This is a genomic window from Alteromonas abrolhosensis (genome assembly GCF_001953635.1).
Classification (GTDB): Bacteria; Pseudomonadota; Gammaproteobacteria; order Enterobacterales; family Alteromonadaceae; genus Alteromonas; species Alteromonas abrolhosensis.
Map to the genome: position 1 here is coordinate 101,073 of NZ_MEJH01000014.1, position 24,699 is coordinate 125,771.

A 24,699-nucleotide genomic window follows, 5' to 3' on the forward strand; every position below is an offset into this window, starting at 1 on the left:
CCTAAGTGTCAGAAGAAAATATCAAAAAAATTGTAAAGCGATACAAACTTCTTTCATCTTTTTGGCTGTTTGTTTTTTTAATTATCGCAATGTTTGCCAACTGGGCACTAATAGAGTCAAATATTCGTAACCACTCGGAGCTTGGCCTTGCATACTATTCAAGTGATACAGGCTTTATTTGGGGCGCTATCATTTTTGGCTTAAATGTAGTTCTGCAGTTACTTTTCTACTCTCTAGAAAAAATCCTGCTCTTTTTGCAGCAAGAAAGCAGCTCTTCGAATTAAGTTGTGTATAACAAAAAAATTAAGTTCGCCCGCTGCGCGGGCTGGGACGCAAACATGTGGGCTGCTCACTTCGTTCGGATTTTAGCCCACATGCCTGCGCCGCTTAGCTTAATGTTAGGTTTTCATTCATGCCTATTAAAATATCTGATCATTTAAACAAAGATGATAATGGTAAAAGCACAGTTATCGCGTGGCTTTTACCAGACAACTGGCGTCTTCCAGATCAAATGAAAGCGTTTGAGAGTTGGTTGCAAGAAAATAGAAGTTTAGCCCCAAGTGAGTATTCAGCAGATATTGGCTTCTCCCCAAGGGAAGACGCATTGGGTGGTGGATGTAAAGTGTCTATAGAATCCATGAAAATCATGCTTCGTTTAGGACTGGAGCTCTATTTATCAGAATATCCAGAGGACTAGGATGTTTAACCACAAACCTAACAACTCAATAAACCCGCTGACTTCGTTCACTGGGACGCATACACGCAGGGCGGCTTCGCCATTATGCCCTACGTGCCTGCGCCCGTTATTGAAAAGTTAGGTATCAAGGAGGAACCATGCCAGATAATCGTATTACTAGTTTATTAACTTACACTGTCTTTCATATTGGCGTATACATTTCACTTGTATCTGGATTTATTGCAGCGAGTGCATTTGGTGATCTAAGCGGAATCATTATGAAATGGGGCGTTGGTTGTTTTTTTCTGGCCGGCGTTTGTGGTGCGGTAATCGGTAGTAATATTCCAGACCACACTAGTTACGATGAATATTTGAAAAAGCACATTGGTTTTTGGAATATTGAAATTTTAAAAGCAAAGTATTGGATTACCTTGGAACATATATTCTTTTGGTTGGGAATTACGCCCGTTGTGCTCGCGTTTATTATTTGTGGTGTATCTGCTTTCGGGGTAAATCCTAATAATCCGCTCTAGTCGGTCGCAAGCTCCCTGGGACAATAACACGTGGGCTCAGTCGCTTCGCTCCAAATTTTAGCCCACGTGTTATTGCCCCTAAGCGGGGTGTTAGGTGCCAAGTGAAATTACTGTTGATTATTCTTGCGGTATTACCGTTTTATGTAAAAGGAGCAGATGACGTGCAGTGGCCTTCTCTAAAGGAAATTCCATTCGTATCTGGCAGAGTCGCGACAGAAGAAGACATTAATCGCGGTGCAGCCGTTTTCCTACTCAAATCGGAAGGTGTAAATATAGGCACTCCGATAGATATTGAACTTCCGCAGTACGCTATTCACTATGACGAAGAATCAGGTGTAAAAACCAATGTTGTATTGATTCAAGCGGAAAAAGCGGACAATTATGAGTATTACGGTGCCTATACTTTTGAGGATGGCGGTTATTTCATAGGTTATTCCGACGAATTTACTTTGCTTGGCACTGTTATTTCAAACTAAGTCAGAAGCACCTAACAATCGCATAAACTCGCTCGCAAGCTCGCTGGGACAAAAACACGTAGGCTCCCTTCGCTTCGCTCTGTATTATAGCCTACGTATTTTTGTCCGTTATGCGGGCCGTTAGGTGCTTCTGGGAAATCAATGGCTAAATCAGAAATAAGACGATTCTTAAAAGAGATCCGCACTAAGTTTCCTGACGTTGTTCCTCTTATGGAAAAACATGAGAGTTGGGCGCTTACATTTCTAATGGAAGAGTTCGCAAATTTGACAACTATTTTGTTAAATCAAGGCGACTTAGAAGAAGCACTAGAACATTTGCAGTACATGAGCGAGAAACTAGATACTGCAACCAAGGCGGAATTCGAGTACATAGATGCATATTATACAGAGCACTTATTCTGGAAAGGTACCAAAGAAGGTATTGAACGTGGCTGGCCTCTCGTACCAGATAATCTCAGAAAATTGTACTTGGACTTTCATGGCAAACCACCTAGGGTAGTGGTTTAAAAATGCACGCACCTAACAAAAAATCAAGTTCGCCCGCTGCGCGGGCTGGGACGCAAACATGTGGGCTGCTTACTTCGTTCGGATTTTAGCCCACATGCCTGCGCCCCTTATTTAAAAGTTAGCTGTACAAAGGAAATGTGGTGTTAAATTCAAAAATTTCTCTCTTATCAAAAATACTATTCGTTTCTCTATTATTTTTGATGCAGTGGTTTACTACTGAGGAAAAATGGTGGTCTGGTGCTCTAGTGTTTTTCATCTTGGCTTTTTATCTTGCTCCCAAATCGGTGGCAAAGTTCGCTACCCAGTTTCTTAATGCAGCAGAAGTAAACAAGAAATCTATGGCGATTAAAGCAACTTTAAAAATGTGGTTTACAGCGCAAGGCTACTTTTTAGGTATAGCTTTTATCTACTACTTTTTAATGGCCATTGTTGTTGCTATCGGAAAAATGTCACTGCACATTGATGGGTTTGGTGTGGCTGGTGTATTTTGGGTTACAAAAGTTGTTGGTTTAATACTAGCTAATGTCCTTTTACTTCCCATAGTTATACTACTTTCAACATATATTTTTAAACGCTGTTTAGGTACAGCTGACAATCAAATTCATCCGACGCCAAACAGCAGCGCGGCTGATTAGGGCGTTAGGTGCTACTGGTATGAGTAAAGTTTTCATCTATGGTTTTACTGGCACTTTCACTGAAGCACCTGAGTACGATTACGCTCACCCAGATATTCGCGCTACTCATAAATGCATGCTTTTTCTTCGCCAAGAGTCAGAAACAACAGAGTTTTTGAATGCGGAGACAGAAGCTAAAAAATTTGGCTTCTCAAGTATCACTAATTTAGCAGGCAATCAGCTTCAAGTTGACATATTGAATACTGATGCTTACAAGGGATTTACCGGTTATTACGACGAAGCGTTAAAAGAAGGGAGTTCTCTTGTTTATTACCCACGCACCTAACAACTCAATAAACTCACTCACTTCGTTCGTTGGGACGCATACACGCAGGGCGGCTTCGCCATTACGCCCTACGTGCCTGCGCCCGTCATTGAAAAGTTAGGCACTTTTAAAAGGATATTAATATGAAAGCTCTTTTTTACTCGTTTTTTGCCTTAGTCATATTTGGCTGTGCGTCTACGAGCGACACTACTATTAACCTCGGGAACACTCCTGAAAACGAAATCGTTTTAATTACAGACAAGTGCGACAGCAAGTGCACGGAAAAAGTTAATTCAACTTTTGTTTTTGAAAGTTCAGGCTCACTATTTAAAAAAGATGCCCCAACAAGCTATGTCATTTTGTCTGAAATTGACGACCAGAGAGGAACTAATACCTACTACGATCCTTCAGGTTCATTCAACAGCACTTGGGACGGTGGATACCAAATAAAAACTTCGCCCAAAAAGAAAACAATAAAAATGTATCCAACCGCTGTTCATATGTCGCCCTCAGAAGAAACGGAAATAGTATTTACAGCACAACCTGGCCAGGAGTATTTTGTCGGTAGCATCTTTCGTCGTGAAAATGTGGGAAACGTTCAAATCAACTATTGGTCTCCTATAGTGATGAATACCAACAGCTTAGAAATTTTAATTCCTTCAAAAGGTATCGAATGGAGAAAATATTGCATCGCCGCTAGAGAATTTTCCGCTTCCGTTGCATGTCCGAAGGAATAGCAAACACGTGCCTAACAAACGCATTAACACTCGCTTCGCTTTGCTCAGTATTATAGCCTACGTATTTTTGCCCGTTATGCGGGCCGTTATATTTACAAGGAGGTTCAGTGTTACATTTTAAGCTGTATGAAGACAAAAGATTAAAGAATTTCAAGCATAGTAAGAAAGTTGAGATTGTGAATAATGCTGTAAAGCTATATCGAAAAGACGCACCGTTGAATGTGAAAAGTCGAATAGTAACAATGTTAACTTGGTGCGGTATTCCCGCTTTAATTCTATTTTGGGTATTCAACTATGGTTTTGCTATTGGTTGGTTTGCTCTATCTATCTTCATTCTGGAGGTTAAATCAGCTAATGATGAAAGCGGAAATATAGAACCGTACTTAAGCCAAGTGTTAGAGTAATGTAAATATAACAAGCGCATTAACTCAGTCGCTGGCGCTCCTTGGGACAAAAACACGTAGGCTCCCTCGCTTCGCTCGTTATTATAGCCTACGTATTTTTGCCCGTTATTCGGGTGTTAGGCTTCTCACATAGACAACTGGTTTTATAATGGAAAAGGAAATTTCTAGGTTCATTCAAGAGTTTTTATCCTTCACACCACAAGGGTCTTTATATTCTGTGGCGCGGTTACTAAATCAAGAAGAACACGAGAAGTATAAATGCATTATGATTCGATGGAGCTCTTGGCATTTTTGGTATTTCAACGCACCAAAGTCAAAAACTATAAAGAAAATTGCAAAAGATTTTCGTAAAAAGATTGGCATGTATGGAATTGAAGGTGCCAACTCACTTGTCACAGGTGTTATAGCTAGAGAATCCGGCGGTTGTGTTTTTGTGACAACATACTCTATAGGTAATAAAAAAATGGAACCATTGTGTTTCGTTATGGAAAACCAAGATAAAGATTGGGCGCTAATGCAACATGATGGTTAAATAAGCGAAAGTGGTAAAGCCTAACAAGCCAATCAACACACTCACTTCGTTCGTTGGGACGCATAAACGTGGGGCGGCTGCGCCATTATGCCCCACATGTCTGCGCCCGTTATTGAAAAGTTAGGTTGCTCTATTGAATAAAAAGGATTTTTTGTGAAGAAACGCGTATTGATTCTGCTTCTATTACTTTTGCCGTTGGTTGGTTGTGACCAATTTTCAAAGGTACAAGCTGTTAATTACCTAATGGGCTCACGACCGATTTCGTACCTTAATGGCTTTTTAGTTCTTACTTATCATGAAAACCCCGGAGCTTTCTTAAGCTTGGGCGCTTCACTACCGCATGAAACTCGAACTATCATTTTTAGTGCGTTTGTCACTTTATTCTTGTTAGCAGTATTTGCCTATCTTAGCCTTAAGCCCTTACCCAATGCCAGTTTTATTGTCGGCTCACTAATCCTAGCTGGCGGCATTGGCAACGTTTACGATAGGCTAACAAACACTGGGCGCGTAATAGATTTTGTTTTACTTCAGCTGGGACCACTGCATACTGGGGTTTTTAACTTAGCAGATATTTTTATAATGCTGGGTGTATTCTTGGCTGCCTTCTTTTCTACAAAATGGGGTAAAAACCTAACAAACAAATTAAGCCATTCCCGTTGGGCACTGGGACGCTAACACGCAGGGCCGCTTCGCTATAATGCCCTACGCGTTATCGCCCCTTATTTAAAAGTTAGGTGCTAAAAGAAAAAATTATGAAATCATGGAATGAATTAACTAATCTACAACGCGCAGTTATCGGTATCGCAATGGTTGTTGCGGCGGCAGTTTTGCCAGAGATAGCCTTCTTAATTCAATTAGGTGGTATGGAAGTCGCATTTGCTCTCGTTTTCGCTAGCCTAGCCCCCATCATTTCTTGGTTCTCAACAAAATACCAAGCAATTAAAGAATGTTTACAAACCTCAATAGTGGCTTTGAGACATAGTGCATCTGCTAAACCTTCCGTTTTCTTCGTACAAGCTTCTTTTTGTGCAGCCGCACTTCTATTTACAAGTTCGGGCTTATTGGCTTTTTACTTTTTTATGCCTAGTATGCTGCTAAATGGGGTCTTGGCGTGAGCGCACCTAACAAGCCAATAAACGCACTCACTGCGTTCGCTGGGGCGCATACACGCAGGGCGGCTTCGCCATTATGCCCTACGTGCCTGCGCCCGTTATTGGAAAGTTAGAAGCCAAGGAGAATCATGGCTCGTCGTTCAGAGTTCAAGGGAATTGTAAGAAACTTTGCTCATATGCTAAATAATCGCAATAACGATCATCTTGGTTACTGGGCTATAGGGCAACTATGTTTAATTGCAGAGCAAGGAAACATCTCTTCTATCTCAGTCAATCTGTTAGAAGTAGAACATAGCGGCGTTAAAAATAGCCTTGAACCATTTGCTAAAAGCATGCGCGAATTGCTTATTAAAATGCTGAATTCTCATAAAATTCCCTCATCATGGGTTAAGTCAGCCAATGTTACTTTTAGTTTTAATGAGCAATATCAAAAGCATTATCACTATTGGCGTTCAGCCCTGGGTTCACCTTACCTAGTAACGTTGGAAATCACTTCAGATTTAGGCAAGGTGTATAAACAAACATTTGGTGGTAATGTAAATCCACATGATCCTCGTAGGGAACAACGGCGTGCAGGCTTCTAACAAAAAAATTATGTCGCCCGCAGGCGGGCTGGGACACAAACATGGCGGCTGTGTCACTTCGTTCCGATTATAGCCGCCATGTTTGTGTCCCTTATTTGGGTGTTATAGGTCAAGGAAGATGAGATTTGGCTTTAGACAGAATTGATTGGCATAGTGGAGCCGAAAATTTCCCTGCAGAGTTACCGAATGAGGCCGGCGGGGTTCATATTGGAATGTTCTTAGCGTGGATCATAAACAATGATTTAATCAGCGATGAACACATCAATGAATCCTCAGAATCACTTGCCCTAGTTAAACAACGTAAAATGACAGGTACAGAGTTTCTCATCGAAGAGTGCGATGAAAAATTTTGGGAAACTGATCTGAATAATGAAGGTTTGGCTTTTGCACAAGCCTACTATGAAACAGATGATTATTTTGAGGATTACGAAGCGGCGCTCTCATCGAGTGAACCAACGCTTTATCATGTGAAAGATTCTTGGAGTAATTACCAAAAGCTCGCGCCACTAATCACAAGTGCCTTTAAAAATTGGAAAAAGCCAGAAAGACCCAAATGGTGGAAGTTTTGGGAATGACCCATGACAACTCAAGAAACGCACTCACTTCGTTCGCTGGGACGCATACATGCGGGGCGGCTGCGCCATTATGCCCCACATGTCTGCGCCCGTTTTTGGAAAGTTATGTGCCAAGGAGGCGAAATTGAACTTTCCAGATGATGCAGATGGTGACGTGTTAAAAAGACTCGATGAATCTGGATTCGATTTTTCTAAACCAACTACGATAGATTTCAATGTTGACTTTGACTCTTGGCCTCCTCATCCGGATGCAATTGCAAAGCTAAGAGAATTCGCTGGTTCAATTCAGGTTTACGAACCTGACGGGGAATATAACGGTTACATCTTATTCAATATTCATCAAGTTCTCTCTTATGAACTGGTAACAGAGATTCAGGAAAAGTTTACCGCTCTCTTGGCTGACTATGGCGGTGTTTGCGAATCCTGGGGTATTTTGCACTAGTGGCACATAATAAAAAAATCATATCGCCCACAGGCTCACTGGGACGCATACACGCAGGGCGGCTTCGCCATTATGCCCCACATTCCAGCGCACCTTATTTAAAAGTTATGCCGCTCAAAGGATGTTATGAAACCGAGTATTAAAAGCAAAATCCCACTAGCGTTTTTAACCCTTATATCGATTTGGTGGGGGTATTATTACGCATCATCAAACGCTCTCAACGAATACGGAAACGCGAAACATGAGTGGCTGTTTTTGCTTGACGCTCTCTTGGTGCTTCCAATCTTGTGCTTCCTTTGCGAATCAGATAAACAAAAAGCGTTATTGAAAGCGGCCATTTTATGTTGCACCTCTGTATACATTGGAAGCTTTATCATTCCCGAACAAAACAAAGTTATTTTCCATTTTCTCGAAAGTGGTCGTTATTTTGTGTTGGCCATTATTCTTGTTTTAGAGCTTTCAGCACTGGTTACAGTATGTTTAGCCGTTCGCGCTTCGCTTGCGAAAAAAGAAGATCCAGATTTAGCGGTCGCTAATCCTATCGAAAAAGTTTTTGGCTCCTCTTTGTTCAGCTCAATCCTTTCACTCGAAGGACGCGTTTGGAGCTTTGCACTTTTTGCTTCCCAAATACAAAGTAGCGCTTATCGCGGCAATCAGCATTTTTACTACGATAAAAAGGATGGCGCTCACAGCAACCTTTTAGGTTTTATTCTACTTATCGTTATCGAAATTCCTCTAGTTCATCTGCTCCTTCACTTTTTATGGTCAAGTACTGCAGCAAACATTGCAACGGGACTTACTTTGTTTGGGTTGGTATTTTTCTTTGCAGAATACAAAGCCGTCGGCAAGCGACCTGTTTCAATTCATGGGAATAATTTAATCATTCGTTACGGGGTGTATGCGCCCTTTACAATTCAACTGAGCAATGTTTCAGAAATATGCCCAAACAATGCGTTTGTGAAACGCTCAAGCAACGTCAAACGATTCAACTATTCTGGTGTTCCAAATGTTGCAATAAAACTCTGTTCGCCTATAAACGGAAAAACGGACGTGTATTTAGGTGTAAACGCACCGGACAACTTTATCAACAGTGTAAAACATGCAAAAAACGCGGCATAACAAGGCGCTTAACTCGCTCCCTTTGGTCACTGGGACACAAACACGCGGCGGCTTCGCCGTTATGCCCCACATGCCTGCGCCCCTTATTTAAAAGTTATACGTCAAGGAGAGAGTCTTGGCCACGATATTAATCGTTATTTTCTTACTTATTTTCGTAGCTGCTGAATTGATTTTTAGACTGCGAATGAGAATGGGAGCAGCGCCTGTTTCTTGTATAGTATTGGTTGTAGTAATTCTGCTTGGTGTATATGGGTATTTCTTCGAAAGTTCTGCGTATGGAATAGTGCGGCCCCCAATGAAGTATGCCTTGAGCAACATTATTATGTTTGGGAGTCCGATTATATTAATACTCGTTGCAACCAGCTTGTTTAAGAAACCCTCATCACTTTTTATTCATTGGTTTGCAGGTGTTTTCTCAGCTCTATATACGGCGTTATTCCCTTTAATTGGAATATACACGGTATGTGCCTTAGGAATTGATTGCCTTTGAAGATGACGTATAGCGCATAAAGTGATTGGGACTGCTAACGCTTGGCTCGGTTCCGCTTCACTTCACAAGTGTGGCCAAGCATTATCAGCCCCTTATGCGGTGTTAGCTGTACCCGGAAAATTCACAACAGGAGGTTGTATGAAAAAACAAAATTCTAAACCGCAGCTGAAGGAATCCTCTTCCATCTCAGACCTTTTTAGAATGCAAACCGAAGTTGGTTTACTTGAATCAATGTCAAGATCAAAAGCACTTACCATTATGGTAATAGCTGGCATTCTATTATTTTCTGGATTCTTTTATTTCTTGTTCAAAATGGCAGGAGGCTAATTTTGGCAACTTGTACAGCTAACAAAACGCTGTTGCCACTCACATCGTTCGCTGGGACGCAAACACGGGGCCGCTTCGCGATTATAGCCCCGTGCCTGCGCCCCTTATTTAAAAGTTAGGTACTTTGTGATTAATAAGATACTCGCTGCTCTTTTTTCTGGAATCGTAATATTTGTATTGTGGGTATCCGTTTCTTCTTTTCAGTCTTTCGTCCTTGAAATATGCGATGTTAAGTTTGGCTGTAAAGGCACAGTTCAATTTTCAATGCTAATAAGTGTAATAGCGGGAATGACAACCTCAATTTCATTTCTTGCAGCGTCGGTAATCAATGATACTGGTGAGATTGGAATCAAGAAGAATCATCTATTCCTCACTGGCGTAATCGGCGGTGCGATTTTGTCAGTGCTTTTGTTAACGGTGCCCAATTGGGGCGTAGAAATTGTCGGCATGGTATTAGGCTGGCTTTTGCTCAGTTTCATATTGTTCACAGGGATTTTTGCGTTGCTTAAAAGGTTTTTTTATGCACGTACCTAACAAAGCGCTAAACACGTTCACTTCGTTCACTTTTAGTGGGTAAGACCAACGTCAGGCAGACAGCATGCGCTTTACTATTATAATGCTTCTGGTCATTCCATTTTTCGCAAATGCTAGTGACGAGATTACAATTCATATAAATGAAACAGGTTACTTTATAAACGAGTCAAATAAAGTTCTAACCAAATCTGGTTTAGAAATTGAATTAACGAAGTTAGACTTTTCTTCAGTTACTTTAGATATCGATTATTGTGCGGAGCCGCTACTAATTTCAGAGGCGTACTTAGCAATTGCTAACAGCAAACCATCAGTATCCAACATCCGGCTGAGAACAAGTGGTAGCTCTGAAGAAAGTAAGTGTAATAGCGTATAACAAAAAAACTAAGTCGCTCGCTGGGACACAAACACATAGGTTCCCTGCGCTTCGCTTTGAATTGTAGCCTATGTAATACTACCTCTTATGTGGGCATAATGTGCCAGGGAAAGTATTCAAATTGGATGGCCTTAATTAGCTGAAATACATGGAGAGGGGGTGAAAATATGGAAGTCTATGAGTACGATTTGGTTGCCCTATTAATTCTTATTTTTGGTCTTTACGTTCTAACCAAAAATGAACTCGAATTCACTTTATCCGTCGGCCCTACAAAACCCAGTGGATTTGTGGACGATAACAGTAGATACACAAAGATCAAAAAAGGTAATCTGGGGAAGATTCAAACTAAAATTTTTGGTTGTACGTTAGTTGCTGCTAGTTATCTTATGTATTCGACTATCAAAGGTGAACTTGTTTTTGTGCTGTAAACCAAAGGTTTTATAAGGGGATGCCACATAGCAAACCACACAAGGCACTCGCGCTGTTCGCTGGGGCGCGCACATGCGAGGCGGCTTCGCCCTCATGCCCTACTCGTCTGCTCCCATTATTTAAAAGTTAGGGGTTTGGATAAATCATGGATGACTTTTCGAAAAAGATAGAAAGCCGCTTTAAGGAAGAGTTCCCCGAATGGGCTAAATATTGCTCAACTGTCTCTCCCAACGGAGAACCTTTTTTGGAAATCAAAATTCCAAGGCCCAATGATATTGGAAAGCCTGACCTGGAATTACAAACCTGCGATGATGAAGTAACCGTCTTTTTTGGTTCATATCACATTCACTGTGACGACTTTGGAAATAATGATGCATACGATGATGCTATAGGTTTTGTAAAGCAGATCATTTCAGAGCATAGTGTTATCGTAAGTTACTGGCACAAGGACTCGTGGTGTGGTTCAGACCTTGTCAAAGTTATTGATATACCGCAGGACAACTCAGAGTATCCTTACGCAGACAGAATCAAAATTTATTCATGGTCAGGGAAACAAGATGCTCAAATCGACTGTTATCCAAAGGCATAAGTCTGCCCCTAACAAGACGCTTAAGTTGCAGTCCGCTGGGGCGGCCTACTGGAACACAAACACATGGGGCAGTTGCTATTTCCCCCAAGCATTTGTGCGCCTTAGCTAGGTGTTTTAAGCCAGGAGATTTTAATGAATTTTAATGACCTACCACTACACGATGGATTAGTAAAAACAATTTCAATAAATTGGCCTGGTAAATCAGCTGAAATTTTCTTAGATTGTTTCTTAATGACAACCCCAAATGCACAGCCATGTATATTAACATTTTCAGGTATTTCCTCAGTTAACGTACCAATGACTGCACCATGGGGCGAATCTAACTCTATCAATACTGCAAGGGTTCAAAAGAATACTTATCAAATTGAATTACAAAGTGGCGACACATTGCAGCTTGAAGCAACAACTTTTGGCTTTGATACAATTGGATCATAACACCCCAATTAACTCGCTCACAGCGTTCGCTGAGACGCGTACACGCTGGGCGGCTTCGCCCTCATGTCTCACTCGTCTGCACCCATTATTTAAAAGTTAGGTGTTAAAAGGAAAAACTATGAAATCATGGAATGAATTAACTAATTTACAGCGCGCAGTTATCGGCATTGTAATGGTTGTTGCGGCGGCATTTTTGCCAGAGATAGCCTTCTTAGTTCAATTAGGCGGTATGGAAGTCGCATTTGCTCTCGTTTTTGCTAGCCTAGCCCCAATTTTTTCTTGGCTCTCAACTAAATACCAAGCGATCAAAGAATGTTTAAAAACCTCAGTAATAGCTTTTAGGCATAGTGCGTCTGCTAAACCTTCCGTCTTTTTTGTTCAAGCTTCTTTTTGTGCTGTTGCACTTCTATTTACAAGTTCAGGTTTTTTGGCTTTTTACTTTTTTATGCCTAGCATGCTGCTAAATGGGGTATTAGCGTGAGCGCACCTAACAACCCATTAGCACATTATCTGCGTTTACTGGGACGCATACGCGGAGCCGCTTCGCCATTATGCCCTGCGTGCCTGCGCCCCTTATTTAAAAGTTATGTTCTCGAATGAAAATGGAAAATTGATATGGATGTAAATAATTCTAAAAGCTTCAAATTCGTAATATTTATTCTGTCGGTCTTACTTTCTGGTTTTATCCTAAAATTTGCAGGGTTAGACGCTTCGCAAGCCAATATAGTTAAGCTTTCCAACTTCTCCTTCCCCATTTTCATAGTCTTCGGCATTTGCGTTAGCTGGACTTACAATTCAATTCATTTTTTAACAGAGCGCTTTTATCAAAAACGAATATAACAACACACTCGCTATGTTCGCTGAGACGCATACATACCCCGTTATAGAAGAGTTATAGGGCACGTTTGATGAAGTACTTTTACTATCATTGGAATGAATCAAGAGGTGATCAATTTGACCATTGGGGCACTTCTGATTGGTATTTTGAAATAGGTCAAGATGGGTACGTTTCTCGCTCGATACAGATTTACGCTTCTAGCAATGCACTTTTCTACAGTGAGCAACACATAGAAGATGTTTATGGTGTATTGCCAGAAGGTAAATTTGAACTTATTGGTGAAGAAAAAGAGATATCAAAATCGGAATTTGAATGTGTTATCGATTCAACTAAATTCACTAACGTGGGAAGCACCATATAAGAAAAACACATAGGCTCCCTACTCTTCTCTTGGTATTGTAGCCTAGATACACTTGCTTGAATGCGAGTGTTATGCCACCGAAAAATTTTAAAATGGATGATATATCAATAATTTTAATCGTATCTTGCCTTCTGAATTTAACTGTCAGCATCTTCTTAATTCTAAGGGAAGATATGGAAACAGCTCAAAGAGTTGTGCAAATCTTAATTGTTTGGTTAATTCCTTTTTTAGGTGCTCTTGGCCTATATCTTTTCCATACAAGCCAAGACGACTATGTCAGCATACCTTTCAAGGGTAAGTTTGGTGGCGGAGACAATGGAAGCAGTCACACTAGCACCGGGGATTAGGCAATAATTAGAAACACTTATTTACAAGATTGTTCAGAATTACGTTAAAACTATACTATATTGAAAAGGCGGTCTTAAACTAAGGAAAGGTTATGAAAAATCATTCTCGTGTTCTGTTAATTATCACATTTCTAATCGCTGCCATTGTGACCTATAGTCTCGGCATGATGAACGGTACGTTTGGATTAATTTTATTAGCTTTCGTATTTGAAGGTCTTTTTTGGTTCAATTCTTATAAAGCTGAATCAGAAAACAAAAAAGCAAATTATCATCAGTCGTAAGTTTCCAAGTCTCAAGGTTTATTTCGATAATACTTGTAATGGAGGCTGGTCTAAATCTCTTGTAAGTCAAAGGCTCTTTTTTAGCTAGGGGCTGTATAGCTGCTAACAGCCGAATTAACACTCCTCCGTTGGTATGGCGTATACACAAGGGGCAGCTTCGCTATTATTGCAAATGTACTTGCGCCCCATATTTGGAAGTTAGGTGTATGAAGGGAGCTACACTTATGAAAAAAATAATTATAATCTTTTCTGTTGTACTTATTCTGGCAACGACTGGAACGTCAGGATTTGGATTAAGTTTTTTCCAAATTTACATTGCTTCACCACTGTTATTGTCTATTTTACTGGTTTTAATCAAGACCAAAAATTCAAAGCTAAATTTAGTTGTGGCATGGGCTGGTTTATTTTCAGGTATTCTGGCTTTGGCGACCTATTACTCATCGTATACCTATACTGGCAACGATGGACAAGCGGGCCTCATTTATGCTGTTATGCCGTTTTATCAACTTGCGTTTATGTTGATAGTAGCGGCTATCGCTTGGAATTTCACACACAAAAATAGCGCTCAAACATGACAAATATGTTGGGCGGCATAGTGATAATAGCGCTATATGTTAGCCGCTTAGCAGAGTGTAAAGTGTCATCACTAAATGGACTTAAAATGACTACAGAAGACTTAATCACCCCACTTCGAGCTGTGGGACGAATACTCGTGAGGCGGCTGCGCCACTTTGCCCCAAATGCACACGCCTTTTATTGTAAACGAATACAATTGGAGCTGGAAGCTTGAAAGTAAAACCATCCAAAAAGCTATATCTAAAAATGCTAAGAAGTCTTGTGATCATTAGCGTTTTATTCGGTTTTACCGCGTATGTTTGGTCTACGTCAGTTTATGGATGCATTACTATCTTTTCATGGGAGTTCTGCGGCTCTATTGGTCAGGCGGAACTTATATACCCGCTTTTTGCTTTAGATGTGTTCTTAGCTTTCTATATATTATCGCCGTTTTTTACCTATTTCAGTTACCGGGAAATAGTCAGGAATAGGAATAAGCTCAATTGATGATGCTGTGCCGTACTACATTAAGAGTCAGACAACTACACAATCTGTCTATACATACCAAAACTGTTGATTAAATATTTATGCTAAATAGTGAAAAGATAAAAAATCGCTGGTAGTCTAAAGCTTCAATTGAAATAAGGAAGTTCTATGAAATACAACAAAAAAGTAATCCTCTCGACAATCGCGTTTGCAACAGTAATCGGCTTGCAGTCTTTCATTCTGCACCAACAAAATCAGAGCAACCACATCGTACAAGTCGAAGTTGCCAAACTTCAGAGCCAAGTGGACCAAACTAGTAAAACCAATCAAGAGCTTCTTCAAAAGATAGAAAAGTTAGAAAGTAATTTGGAACTCAGGCCTCGTAGCCTTCTCTCTATGAACTAGAGAGCCGTTTGTAAAACGAACTCGTTGATTCTGTGTGTAAAAATTGAATAGCGAAAATCCATCAAGTTTAGTTGAACGAGGGAACTTAACGCATGATAGTTAAAGGCTTTCAACTTCTCGGAGTGCTATTTCCAATCGTGGTCATTGTTTCTGCTGATTACTTTTTGAAAGATGTTACACCTGCCACCCCTCTTTACTCTGGTGCAGCATCTTTTATGGGGGTGCTGGGTGTCACGGTAATGGCTTCTTTGGTGTATTTTGTTACTGTCATTCCTACATCTTTCATTCTTCTTAAAAGAGAAAATAGAGATTATTTTAAGTTTCAAAACATTGGTTGGAAAAGTGTGATGTTTCTCAATTGGGCTATAATTTTGTTCTGCTGTGTGTTCGTAGCTTTTGCAATAGCGTCCAGCTTTTTCTAGGCGTCAGCCATGCCTGTACAACAGCCGTTGTAAGTACGAATTATTTAAGTTAAATCAAAAACATGAGCAGTTGGTAATTAACTTGTTTAATCAAGCAGTCAATCGTATGCTTGTTTTATAAGTTTTAAAAATTTGGCCAATGGAACAGGCGCAACTTCTAACAAATAAAGTTAAGTCTAAATATTTCGGTTTCAGATGCTCTTTTGCACGATGCCATACAAACTTATGGGATAGCGATTGATAACGGAAATACACTATTAGTTCAAACAACAGGGAGGATTAATTTGAACGCTTATTTTCCACTACAGTTCGCCTTAATGGCGATATTTTTTCTATATATCGGTGTCAAAGTCATTGCGTCAAAAAGACCTTTATTATTGCCATCAAAAGTATTCTTTCTTTTTGTGGTATTTGCTTTTACGCCTCAAATAATCATGTCTTTTGAAATTTATTTTTCTACCGATGGTATTGGCTTACTCCCCTTAATGAGCCCCGCGATACTGTTAGTTTTTTTGGTTTTTTCCTGGTTTCAAATGAAAGGCTATATGGTGATTGGGGTTTCTGACGACTCATTCAGAAGTGCGTTACATTACGCGTTAATCCAATACAACGTACAATTTAAAGAGCAACTCTCACTAATAAGGCTTGAAGATATTAATGCAGATCTTCAAGTATCTGTACAAAGCTGGGTCGGTACTGCACAGTTAAAATTAAAACCGTCGAAAAATAAGCTTTTGCTGTCTCAACTGGTTTCAGGTATCAATGATTATTTTCTTTCTAATTCTGTGGCACCCAACAATGTCACATCAATATTTTATGTTGTGATTGGACTATTTTTACTGGTTTTTTCTGGTTTTTACATGTCTTAACATCGGCATAGGCATGCCAGCTAATTTTACATAAAACCAGATGATAAAAAGTGCTTTTGTTTATAACCTTTAAAAGGTGAGTAATTAAATGGACCGTCGTGAAGAAATATTTCAACAGCTTAAAGAAATACTAGTTCCTTACTCTACCGACATGGTGGTGGTTATTGATAAACCTGATAATTATTACTTGAACACGCGATACGTAATGAAAAACAAAAAACCTATGTATTTTAGCTCAGTAAAGGCAAATAAAAACTATATTAGCTTTCATCTTATGCCTATTTATGTTTTTCCAGATTTACTTGAGAGCATAACTCCAGAGCTTAAAAAGCGAATGCAGGGTAAGTCATGCTTTAACTTTAAAACTGAAGACACTAGCCTATTTCAACAACTTAAGGCGCTAACTCAAGCAGGCTATAAGAAATATGATAGTGCTGGTTACTTATAGGTTGATATTGTTATATTACAAATGATTGAGAACTACTTGTAAGCTGCGAGCATAAGGGTTGACGTAGTTTAGTTTTGCGACAGAGTTGCTATTAAAGGCTATTAGCTGTAACAAAGCCTGTCTTAGCTATAATCTTACGAAAACACTAAGCTTTCACACCATTACACATGGAAGTATTATGATAAAAAATGAAATACCAGCCAGGATTATTCTAACGTTCTTCACGATAGCTCCAATCTATTTTGCTGTTGATTATTTTCAATCAAACAAGCCGTTTGCCGCTATCTCAATGCTCCTTATCTCAGTACTGTTTTTGATTACTCAGGTGAACATCAAACAATTTTTGCTGTCGGAAGAGAAGCCAAAAGCGAAGTTTGTCGCTTTGCAAATATTTATCGCTGTAATATCGTTAACGCTATTGGCTGGGAAATTACTAAGTAATACCTGATTCTATCCAATTGTTACGTGAGTTAGTTAATACTCAATTTTTTTAGGCATTTGATAAAGAACGATATATCTAGTCTCTCTACACTTATTAAAAAGGATTTTCATGAAGTTTTACCCCCACTCTAAGATTAAAACGGATAACCTTCCTACCCTACTTTTCGCTGCAAGAGCCACGAGTGTTCTTGGCTATATCTTTTCGTTGCTGACAATTTTTCTATGGGTTTCTAGTATATTCCTTGGGCCAAGAACTATGTATGGCGAACCAAATAGCCCAATTCTTTCAGTGACTTGGAATGGCGCGAGAGGTATGGCTTGGCTTTTTAGTGCAGGTACAGTATCTACCGCTCTGTTTTGCTTTATTGTTGGCGGTTTGTGTGCAGCGGTTGTGTCTTTTGAATATAAATATACTAAGTCGTAAGCCCAAAAATGCGAGTCCATATTATGAGAAAAGTGCCAACCGTTTTGCCTGCTATTTTACTACTAGGGTTGCTGTCTGGGTGCACTGCACTTGATGTTGAGCCCTGGACTGCTGAGGAGGTTCTAGGTGACGTGATTTCTTCAACAATTACCGGAAATAAAGTGTCTAGTGGTAACCGTTCTAAGTGCAATCAAATAAAAATGCAATGCCCAGCATCGGATTACAGTGAAAGGTATGTAAATGGTGAAATCAGATGTTCGTGTAGAAGTTAATTAAAATAGCGAACGGAATAGAGATTATAATGCAAAATTCGTTAACGCTTTCAAAGTACGTTAAGCAACGAAACGGTGTGCCTTTGGGAGCGAAGCGTTCGATGAGAAATATGCTGTACCGCTCCTTCGGCGCAAGATCTTTCGCTCAATTTTGGCGACATTGGAATCCGATTTGGAGCTATTACTTATCTCGCAATGTGATGAGGCCTCTTAATGCCTTTCTGCCAACTTCCTTGTCTGTTTTGATCACATTTTTGATTAGCGGAGCGCTTCATGACCTCGCCGTCTCAGTGGTTAAATGGAAAGCTGTTGTCTTTTTCACACCTTGGTTTGGCATTATGGGCACAATTGTTATTGCGTTTAGTGCATTGGGTATTTCTTACGATAAATTCAGATGGATTATAAGAGCAACCTTCAACTTTCTAACCATCCTTTGCTCTCTAGGTATCGCTTATTTAGTAGAAAGCATGTATGTTTTGTAATCAAAAGCGCAACGATACGTCCCTTCTCAGGCTTTAAAATATAAGATTATGGGCTCGTAAAGTGGTGTAAACCTAAGTTTTAGAAAACATCAAAGGAATGATAATGCCTCTTAAGAAATGGACCTTACAATACTTAATAGCATTCCCCCTGTTATGCGCCATTTTTGCTAGCGTTCAGTACCTCAAGGGGCAATCTATCCTTTATTCGTTGGAATTTGGAGCCACTTGGGCTTTTATTTCCATCTTCATCTTTGCAGTCCGCCGTGCCTACAACTTCAAAAGGCGGACCCACTGCGATATATGTAACGATCTACCGTCTCACAACAAAATTGACTAAGCGAAATTATAAGCGGTACTTCCTACTAAACCTTTTATCTTAAGTTAATCAAACGAGTATTAAATGAACACACAAACCGTGCTTTCTTGTTTTCTCTTTTTCTTACTTTTATCAACGCAATGTGAAGCCTCAACGCGGACATTGAAATATGAAGAGGATGGATTGGCGGCTACCTACTACGTGCCCGGTTCTAATGATGGCAAAATGGGCGTGTTAGTGCTAGGCGGTTCAGAGGGCGGCGTGCCAGAAAAACTCGCGAAGCCCATTGTGCAAGCGGGCTTCCCTACTCTTGCTTTAGCCTATTTTAAGGAGGATGGCTTACCGTCTGAGTTAGAGCGAATACCTCTTGAATATATCTATCAAGCTGTCTCGTGGTTGAAAGCACAACCAGAAACCACGCCAGACAAAATTATTGTTGTTGGCTGGTCAAAAGGTGCTGAATTGTCGCTTCTTCTAGCGTCAAAAGATGCAAGTATACATAGTGTGGTTGCTATTGCGCCTAGTTCCGTTGTGTGGGCGGGCATTTTGAAAGATTGGAGCAAGGTTCCTGGATCCAGCTGGACTCACAACGGAAAGGACTTAGCATTTGTTCCTTTCAACCCGTCGGGCGAAGTTAATGGTTTGCTAGACCTCTATACACAATCTCTAGAAAACCGTACAGACAGCGGTGAAGCTAATATTCCCGTACAGAATATCAATGCAGGTGTTGTCTTACTGACTGGCGAAAACGATGAGATTTGGCCATCGCCAACAATGGCTGAAGCGGTGTGTAAAAAAATAAATGCACGCGCTGATAAGAAATGTAAGCACATAAATTATCAAGGCGCAGACCACTTGCTTAACTATGAATTCTTAAAAAGTGGTAGCGATATGAACCAAACCTTTATTAAGATGCTTACTAAGCCCAATAATCACTAGTCAGCTTCTTCAATAAATAGAATTATATGACCATTGATGAATTCAATCACTTTTGTAAAGCACTACCTCACACTACTCATGTCGTTCAGTGGGGAAATTCAGAAGTATGGAAAATAGGTGGGAAAGTTTTTGCTATAGGGAGCATTGGCAAGGACGGGCACCCAGCTTTTACCTTTAAAACCTCTGAGCAAAACTATTATTTTCTGGAAGAGAAGCCTGGCTATCGGCCTGCTCCCTATCTTGCTAGTCGTGGAATGAAGTGGATACAGCAGTACAATTGCGACAGTAACGAAGATGAGGAATTAGAATATTATTTAAGCGCGTCGTTTAAGCTAGTATCGTTAGGGTTAACCAAGAAAATGCAAAAAGATCTTGGTTTAAATCAACCTCAATAGAAGGTGCTTACACCATGTTGAAAGCAAAAATCTTTACGCGAAACATCCGTCCTTATGTTGAAGAGGAGTTGGCATTAGCCCGCAATGATCAAAATTACGGAAATAAGGCTGAAGCCTTCGCTCATTTGGAAAATGCCCACGTTCTTGGTCAAGCGTCTACAAGGCTACACGTAAAAGTACACGTTCAAATGCTTTTATGGGCAGTGAAACAAGGCAAAATTGGTGAAGTTTTTGGTCAGCTTTTCAGAATAGCTGGTGCTGCAACAAAAACCGCTTTTGGTTTAGTGCCTACGGGAAATACTGGCGGTACTAATGTGAGCCCATTTAAGGTAATGCCAATAAAACCCGAACTAGACAGAATATTAAAAAAAGCGCGTTCTTATGAAAATTAGAATTAATGTTGTTGATGCGTTCACCAGCGTAAGGTTTAAAGGTAACCCTGCCGCGGTGGTTATCACCGGAAAATGGCTTAGCGATGAGAAAATGCAAGAAATCGCTGCTGAGAATAACCTTTCTGAAACTGCTTTTTTAGTTGAAGATGATAACGGTATATTCGCTATCCGCTGGTTTTCCCCTGTGACGGAAATCGATTTTTGTGGTCATGCTACTTTAGCTTCTGCGTTTGTCATTTTTAGCGAAAACTACCAACTGCCGCACATCTCGCTTTTCGCCAAGTCGGTTGGGATGATGAAAGTCGTTAAAAAAGGCGACGGATTTATTCAGATGGATTTCCCTAATAGAATGCCCAACCCTGTCGGTGAAGTGCCTGAAGCGTTACTAAAAGGACTCTCTATCAAGCCCAAAAGCATTCTAAAAAATAACCAAGCTTATTTTGCTATTTATTCAAACGAAGATGATGTTTTAAGCGTAATTCAAGACAGCGAACAACTAAAATCGCTTGCGCCTTTTGATGTGGTAGTAACAGCGCCAGGAACACAATTCGATTTTGTGTCGCGTTACTTTTGGCCTGCGAACGGCGGAGTTGAAGACCCAGTAACCGGTTCAATCCACACAGGGTTGGCGCCGTATTGGGCAAAAGAGTTTGGACGGTCAAAACTTACGGCATATCAGGCGTCTAAAAGAGGCGGTACATTAAAATGCGAAGTAGCGGGCGATCGCGTGCTTATTTCTGGCCAAGCGGTGTCTTACCTTGAGGGCTACATTACTATCTGATGGCTAGTTATGGAGTAGAAGGTATCTTAAAAGTAGCAACACCCGACCATTCTATTCACACTCCCCGGCGCAAACAAAAAAGCGGAAGATATTTAACCTTCCGCTTTCATTCACGCAACAGCACATTGCTGCATCTAGTTTTAACTAGTCAAATACAATATTAGCGCCCTACTGCAATGCCCTCTCTACGAGGATCTGCCCCGCCAATTAGTTTGCCCGATTTAAACTGAATGCCATGAAGACCGCTGTTTAAATCCACCACTTTAACATTGTGGCCGAGTGCCTTTAATGGCTCTTCAAGCTCAGCTATTGGTGTGCCCTTTTCTAACGCCGTATAGTCGTTTCTATTGGTAATTTTAGGTAGGTTGATGGCCTGTTGAATATCCAAGCCAAAGTCTAAGACACCAATTAGGGTTTGAGCTACATAGCTTACAATTCTAGAGCCGCCCGGCGAGCCTACAACCACCTCTAAGTTCCCTTCTTTGTCGAACACCATTGTAGGGCTCATAGCGCTTCTGGGGCGCTTACCAGGCTCTACTCGGTTAGGTACGGGGAAGCGATCTTTAGTCGGCGAAAATGAAAAATCAGTCAGCTGATTATTAAGCAGGAAGCCTTCTACCATGATCCCAGAGCCAAACATAAATTCAATGCTGGTAGTCATTGATACTGCATTGCCCTCTTTGTCTACGATAGAGACATGTGAGGTGTTAGGTAGTTCCATTGATGTACCAAGCGCTACATTCGCATCGGCGTACGGATTACCCGCGCGCTTACGACGCCACTCTTTATCAACAGCTATGCTCTCAGCACGGCGCTGAAGATAAGCGGTATTAATCATGGCTGCAAACGGCAAGTTAGTAAAATCGCTATCTGCTATAAACTTCTCACGATCGGCATATGAAAGCGCACTTGCTTGTGTATAAAGGTTGGCAAACTCTACTGAATCCGGCGCGTATTGACTAAGGTTAAAACCCTCTAGCATTTTTAGAATTTGATAAACGTTTACGCCACCTGAGCTAGGTGGTGCCATACCGCAAATGCGTTTTTCGTGGTACAGGCCACAAACAGGTTCACGTTTTACAGGTTCGTAGCTCGCTAAGTCTTCTAAAGACATTTGGCCAGGGTTAATTTCTGCATTATTAACCGCTTCAACAATCTTTTCGGCAACTTCTCCTTTTAGTAAATAGTCGCTGCCCTTTTCAGCAATACCTCTTAAGGTCTTAGCCAGCTTTTTATTTTTCCTTACTGTGCCTTCTTTTAATGGCAGGCCTGCTGGGAAGAAGTACGTAGAGCTTGCAGGAAAGGTTTTCAATCCAGGGTGATAGTCTAATGCAATAAGTTTGGCTAAACGCGGCGATACTTTAAAGCCGTCTTCTGCTGTTTTAATTGTATCGTCGAACAGCGTATGCCAAGGCAGCTTGCCGAACTCGCCCTGAGCCATTTCTAGCGCTTTTACTGCACCAGGCACGCCAACCGACTTTCCACCTACTACGGCATCTAACCAGCGCATTGGCTTATTACCTTCAATAAACCAATGAGAATTGACAGCTTTCGGTGCTGTTTCACGGCCGTCAAAGGTGTGAAGTACTTTGTTTTTATTATCCCAATAAAGGATAAATGCACCACCACCGATGCCTGACGATTGTGGTTCAACCAACGAGAGCATCGATTGCACAGCTACCGCTGCATCGATTGCGCTGCCGCCCTTTTCTAAAATATTCTTTCCCGCCCAAGACGCATAGGGGTTTGCCGCTACAACCATATAATCTTTGGCTTCAAATGCCTTTTTCTCTATGTAGCCTGTTGCCGCTTCTGGTTCTCCAACTTCACGCGTTTGCTTCGCGTTCGCACCAAAAATAAAACAGCTAGATAATGCAAGAGTTACCACTGAAGCTCTGAAAAAAGCACTGCGTCTCAAAATAATACTTCCTCTTATTTAAATTTTTCGGGGTTTATTGGGCGTTTTTTAAGAAACGCATCAAACGCTTCTTGAGCTGCGGTTGTGCCCAACGCTTCTAAAAATATATCAAACTCTTCGTTCATTTGTTGGTTTGTTCGCTCCCCGTCACCTTTTAATAGCGCTTTTGTTTGTTTAAGCGAAAATGAAGGCTTGGCGACGAGTTTCTCTACCGTAGTTTGAACCGTTTGATCTATTTCATGAGCGTCGACAATTTTTGTCAGAATACCAAATTGATAGGCATCAGCAGAGGTAAAGGGTTCGCCCAGCATTAGCCACTCTGCCGCCTTTATATGACCGGCAACCTTAGGCAAAAGATAACTTGATGCATATTCAGGAACAAGCCCTAAGTTGATGAATGGTAGAACAAATCGGGTATCTGGAGTGGCGTAGACAAAATCGCAGTGAAGTAAAAGCGTTGTGCCTATGCCCACTGCCAACCCGTGAACTTGCGCAATAACCGGCAAGTGACACGCCGCCAGAGCGCGCATAAACGCAGCTGTTTCTGGCACCTGAGCATGATCTTGTTGCTGTGCGAAGTCTCCAATGTCATTCCCTGCAGTAAAACAATCGCCCGCGCCTTTAATGACCACCACTTTCGTTGAGCCATCGTTCTTAACACCTAATATGGCGTTCGCCATTTCTTGGTACATGTCCCGCGTTAATGCATTTTTCTTATCGGTACGGTTAAGCGTAATGGTTAAGCATTGCTGGTTTGTTTCGGTAATAATGTAAGACATAATTACTCCTTTACTGTCGTCTTTTTTATTTTAGATGTACTTCAGTTTTCACCGCGTTGGCAATTTCTGTATCATAGCCAGCAAATTCGAAATTCAAAAATAACTAACACTGATGATGCCACTGCCGTTTTCGCTTAAGTATAGCGCTGGTCCTTTATTTGTAGCGCTATGCTCCGTTGTCGCGTTTTTCTTTGAGCCCATGTCTGGCAATTATTTGGCTTACGACAGGTATGCCATTCAAGGTTTAGAAACCTGGCGTATAGTCAGCGGAAACATCGTTCACACTAATGGCTATCACCTCCTTTTAAATTTAGCAGGTCTGGCGTTATTGTGGGCACTCCACGGTGAACATTATCGCCTTGGTTTGTATTTAAAAGTTTTTGTGTGGTGCTGTTTGGGAACCAGTATTGGGCTTTATTTTTTCTCTCCGGATCTCATTTGGTACGCGGGATTGTCGGGCGCATTACACGGCATTTTCGCATGGGGCGCCTGTGTTGATATTAAGGAAAAGATGAACTCGGGTTGGTTACTACTTATTGGGTTAGCAATTAAAGTGGGATACGAACAAATAGACGGTAGTAGTGAACAAGTTGCAAACCTGATTGACGCAAAAGTTGCCGTAGATGCGCATTTATTCGGCGCACTTACCGGTATCGCAATCTTTTTACTTATGTTCATTACGGCGAAAAGAAAATAGAAACTCGAGCGTTATAGCGTCACTCTTTTTGCGCATTT

The 24,699-nt window shown here is 40.9% G+C and carries 39 protein-coding genes; 37 read left to right on the forward strand and 2 right to left on the reverse strand.

All coding sequences use genetic code 11. The annotated features are described in order from the left end of the window. Positions 1-5 precede the first annotated feature (5 nt). From BGK61_RS17180 to BGK61_RS17375, 36 genes are all read left to right on the forward strand, one after another. The gene (locus BGK61_RS17180) at positions 6-284 is read left to right on the forward strand and encodes a hypothetical protein (RefSeq protein ID WP_076012161.1); all 279 of its coding nucleotides are present in this window, start codon (positions 6-8) and stop codon (positions 282-284) included. Positions 285-412: 128 nt separating this feature from the next. Continuing rightward, a complete protein-coding gene (locus tag BGK61_RS17185; RefSeq protein WP_076012162.1) occupies positions 413-697 on the forward strand; it encodes a hypothetical protein in 285 nt (94 codons plus the stop codon). Between the two features lie 137 nt (positions 698-834). Continuing rightward, complete coding sequence (locus tag BGK61_RS17190) at positions 835-1,209, forward strand: hypothetical protein (protein ID WP_076012163.1); 375 nt, start codon at positions 835-837, stop codon at positions 1,207-1,209. A gap of 101 nt (positions 1,210-1,310) precedes the next feature. Beyond that, the gene (locus BGK61_RS17195; protein WP_199820728.1) at positions 1,311-1,685 is read left to right on the forward strand and encodes a hypothetical protein; all 375 of its coding nucleotides are present in this window, start codon (positions 1,311-1,313) and stop codon (positions 1,683-1,685) included. A 141-nt stretch (positions 1,686-1,826) separates the two neighbouring features. Then, positions 1,827-2,192: a DUF7674 family protein gene (locus tag BGK61_RS17200; RefSeq protein ID WP_076012164.1), complete on the forward strand. Its 366-nt coding sequence runs from the start codon at positions 1,827-1,829 to the stop codon at positions 2,190-2,192. A gap of 140 nt (positions 2,193-2,332) precedes the next feature. Then, positions 2,333-2,827, forward strand: coding sequence for a hypothetical protein (locus tag BGK61_RS17205; RefSeq protein WP_076012165.1), 495 nt, complete (start codon positions 2,333-2,335; stop codon positions 2,825-2,827). A 19-nt stretch (positions 2,828-2,846) separates the two neighbouring features. Next, on the forward strand, positions 2,847-3,152 hold the full coding sequence (locus tag BGK61_RS17210; RefSeq protein WP_076012166.1) for a hypothetical protein: 306 nt from the start codon (positions 2,847-2,849) through the stop codon (positions 3,150-3,152). Between the two features lie 122 nt (positions 3,153-3,274). Continuing rightward, complete coding sequence (locus tag BGK61_RS17215) at positions 3,275-3,868, forward strand: hypothetical protein (RefSeq protein WP_076012167.1); 594 nt, start codon at positions 3,275-3,277, stop codon at positions 3,866-3,868. Between the two features lie 107 nt (positions 3,869-3,975). Beyond that, the gene (locus tag BGK61_RS17220; protein ID WP_076012168.1) at positions 3,976-4,272 is read left to right on the forward strand and encodes a hypothetical protein; all 297 of its coding nucleotides are present in this window, start codon (positions 3,976-3,978) and stop codon (positions 4,270-4,272) included. A gap of 148 nt (positions 4,273-4,420) precedes the next feature. Further along, the gene (locus BGK61_RS17225) at positions 4,421-4,804 is read left to right on the forward strand and encodes a hypothetical protein (protein ID WP_076012169.1); all 384 of its coding nucleotides are present in this window, start codon (positions 4,421-4,423) and stop codon (positions 4,802-4,804) included. Positions 4,805-4,957: 153 nt separating this feature from the next. Further along, positions 4,958-5,479 carry a signal peptidase II gene (gene lspA / locus BGK61_RS17230; protein WP_076012170.1) on the forward strand — a complete coding sequence of 174 codons (522 nt, stop codon included), beginning with the start codon at positions 4,958-4,960 and terminating at the stop codon, positions 5,477-5,479. A 77-nt stretch (positions 5,480-5,556) separates the two neighbouring features. Continuing rightward, on the forward strand, positions 5,557-5,919 hold the full coding sequence (locus BGK61_RS17235; protein ID WP_076012171.1) for a hypothetical protein: 363 nt from the start codon (positions 5,557-5,559) through the stop codon (positions 5,917-5,919). A 125-nt stretch (positions 5,920-6,044) separates the two neighbouring features. Further along, a complete protein-coding gene (locus BGK61_RS17240; RefSeq protein ID WP_076012172.1) occupies positions 6,045-6,500 on the forward strand; it encodes a hypothetical protein in 456 nt (151 codons plus the stop codon). Between the two features lie 125 nt (positions 6,501-6,625). Beyond that, entirely contained in the window at positions 6,626-7,075 is a 450-nt protein-coding gene (locus BGK61_RS17245; protein WP_076012173.1) for a DUF7832 domain-containing protein, read from the forward strand. Between the two features lie 124 nt (positions 7,076-7,199). After that, entirely contained in the window at positions 7,200-7,517 is a 318-nt protein-coding gene (locus BGK61_RS17250; protein ID WP_234349500.1) for a ribonuclease E inhibitor RraB, read from the forward strand. Between the two features lie 324 nt (positions 7,518-7,841). After that, a complete protein-coding gene (locus tag BGK61_RS17255) occupies positions 7,842-8,636 on the forward strand; it encodes a hypothetical protein (RefSeq protein ID WP_234349501.1) in 795 nt (264 codons plus the stop codon). Positions 8,637-9,264: 628 nt separating this feature from the next. Further along, on the forward strand, positions 9,265-9,453 hold the full coding sequence (locus tag BGK61_RS17265; RefSeq protein WP_076012176.1) for a hypothetical protein: 189 nt from the start codon (positions 9,265-9,267) through the stop codon (positions 9,451-9,453). A gap of 126 nt (positions 9,454-9,579) precedes the next feature. Beyond that, entirely contained in the window at positions 9,580-9,987 is a 408-nt protein-coding gene (locus BGK61_RS17270; RefSeq protein WP_076012177.1) for a hypothetical protein, read from the forward strand. Between the two features lie 64 nt (positions 9,988-10,051). Then, on the forward strand, positions 10,052-10,360 hold the full coding sequence (locus tag BGK61_RS19640; protein ID WP_076012178.1) for a hypothetical protein: 309 nt from the start codon (positions 10,052-10,054) through the stop codon (positions 10,358-10,360). 574 nt (positions 10,361-10,934) lie between these two features. Then, entirely contained in the window at positions 10,935-11,378 is a 444-nt protein-coding gene (locus tag BGK61_RS17285) for a hypothetical protein (protein WP_076012180.1), read from the forward strand. A 132-nt stretch (positions 11,379-11,510) separates the two neighbouring features. Then, on the forward strand, positions 11,511-11,813 hold the full coding sequence (locus tag BGK61_RS17290) for a hypothetical protein (RefSeq protein ID WP_076012181.1): 303 nt from the start codon (positions 11,511-11,513) through the stop codon (positions 11,811-11,813). Between the two features lie 118 nt (positions 11,814-11,931). After that, entirely contained in the window at positions 11,932-12,294 is a 363-nt protein-coding gene (locus BGK61_RS17295) for a hypothetical protein (RefSeq protein ID WP_076012182.1), read from the forward strand. Positions 12,295-12,721: 427 nt separating this feature from the next. Further along, complete coding sequence (locus BGK61_RS17300; RefSeq protein ID WP_076012184.1) at positions 12,722-13,012, forward strand: hypothetical protein; 291 nt, start codon at positions 12,722-12,724, stop codon at positions 13,010-13,012. Positions 13,013-13,451: 439 nt separating this feature from the next. Next, on the forward strand, positions 13,452-13,640 hold the full coding sequence (locus BGK61_RS17310; RefSeq protein WP_014998573.1) for a hypothetical protein: 189 nt from the start codon (positions 13,452-13,454) through the stop codon (positions 13,638-13,640). A gap of 224 nt (positions 13,641-13,864) precedes the next feature. Then, the gene (locus tag BGK61_RS17315) at positions 13,865-14,215 is read left to right on the forward strand and encodes a hypothetical protein (protein ID WP_076012185.1); all 351 of its coding nucleotides are present in this window, start codon (positions 13,865-13,867) and stop codon (positions 14,213-14,215) included. Between the two features lie 634 nt (positions 14,216-14,849). Then, positions 14,850-15,086, forward strand: a complete 237-nt coding sequence (locus tag BGK61_RS17320) for a hypothetical protein (RefSeq protein WP_076012186.1) — start codon at positions 14,850-14,852, stop codon at positions 15,084-15,086. Positions 15,087-15,178: 92 nt separating this feature from the next. Continuing rightward, on the forward strand, positions 15,179-15,508 hold the full coding sequence (locus tag BGK61_RS17325) for a hypothetical protein (protein WP_076012187.1): 330 nt from the start codon (positions 15,179-15,181) through the stop codon (positions 15,506-15,508). Between the two features lie 284 nt (positions 15,509-15,792). Then, a complete protein-coding gene (locus tag BGK61_RS17330; RefSeq protein WP_076012188.1) occupies positions 15,793-16,377 on the forward strand; it encodes a hypothetical protein in 585 nt (194 codons plus the stop codon). A gap of 88 nt (positions 16,378-16,465) precedes the next feature. Then, entirely contained in the window at positions 16,466-16,825 is a 360-nt protein-coding gene (locus BGK61_RS17335) for a hypothetical protein (RefSeq protein ID WP_076012189.1), read from the forward strand. A 178-nt stretch (positions 16,826-17,003) separates the two neighbouring features. Further along, positions 17,004-17,273 carry a hypothetical protein gene (locus BGK61_RS17340; protein WP_076012190.1) on the forward strand — a complete coding sequence of 90 codons (270 nt, stop codon included), beginning with the start codon at positions 17,004-17,006 and terminating at the stop codon, positions 17,271-17,273. 102 nt (positions 17,274-17,375) lie between these two features. Further along, positions 17,376-17,690, forward strand: a complete 315-nt coding sequence (locus BGK61_RS17345; RefSeq protein ID WP_014998580.1) for a hypothetical protein — start codon at positions 17,376-17,378, stop codon at positions 17,688-17,690. Positions 17,691-17,991: 301 nt separating this feature from the next. Continuing rightward, entirely contained in the window at positions 17,992-18,444 is a 453-nt protein-coding gene (locus tag BGK61_RS17350; protein WP_076012191.1) for an MBOAT family O-acyltransferase, read from the forward strand. Between the two features lie 400 nt (positions 18,445-18,844). Beyond that, the gene (locus BGK61_RS17360) at positions 18,845-19,699 is read left to right on the forward strand and encodes an acyl-CoA thioester hydrolase/BAAT C-terminal domain-containing protein (protein ID WP_076012193.1); all 855 of its coding nucleotides are present in this window, start codon (positions 18,845-18,847) and stop codon (positions 19,697-19,699) included. 26 nt (positions 19,700-19,725) lie between these two features. Continuing rightward, positions 19,726-20,094 (forward strand): MmcQ/YjbR family DNA-binding protein, encoded by a 369-nt coding sequence (locus tag BGK61_RS17365; protein ID WP_076012194.1) that lies wholly within the window; start codon positions 19,726-19,728, stop codon positions 20,092-20,094. A gap of 14 nt (positions 20,095-20,108) precedes the next feature. Then, positions 20,109-20,486 (forward strand): DUF3703 domain-containing protein, encoded by a 378-nt coding sequence (locus tag BGK61_RS17370; RefSeq protein WP_014998585.1) that lies wholly within the window; start codon positions 20,109-20,111, stop codon positions 20,484-20,486. Next, on the forward strand, positions 20,476-21,267 hold the full coding sequence (locus BGK61_RS17375; RefSeq protein ID WP_076012195.1) for a PhzF family phenazine biosynthesis protein: 792 nt from the start codon (positions 20,476-20,478) through the stop codon (positions 21,265-21,267). Before BGK61_RS17370 ends, BGK61_RS17375 begins: the two co-directional genes overlap by 11 nt. A gap of 160 nt (positions 21,268-21,427) precedes the next feature. On the opposite strand, the gene ggt is transcribed toward BGK61_RS17375, so the two are convergent. Continuing rightward, positions 21,428-23,185: a gamma-glutamyltransferase gene (gene ggt, locus BGK61_RS17380; protein WP_076012196.1), complete on the reverse strand. Its 1,758-nt coding sequence runs from the start codon at positions 23,183-23,185 to the stop codon at positions 21,428-21,430. A 14-nt stretch (positions 23,186-23,199) separates the two neighbouring features. Continuing rightward, a complete protein-coding gene (locus BGK61_RS17385; protein WP_039222129.1) occupies positions 23,200-23,964 on the reverse strand; it encodes an enoyl-CoA hydratase in 765 nt (254 codons plus the stop codon). 112 nt (positions 23,965-24,076) lie between these two features. On the opposite strand from BGK61_RS17385, the gene rrtA reads away from it, so the two are divergent. Next, positions 24,077-24,661 (forward strand): rhombosortase, encoded by a 585-nt coding sequence (rrtA, locus tag BGK61_RS17390; protein ID WP_076012653.1) that lies wholly within the window; start codon positions 24,077-24,079, stop codon positions 24,659-24,661. Positions 24,662-24,699 lie beyond the last annotated feature (38 nt).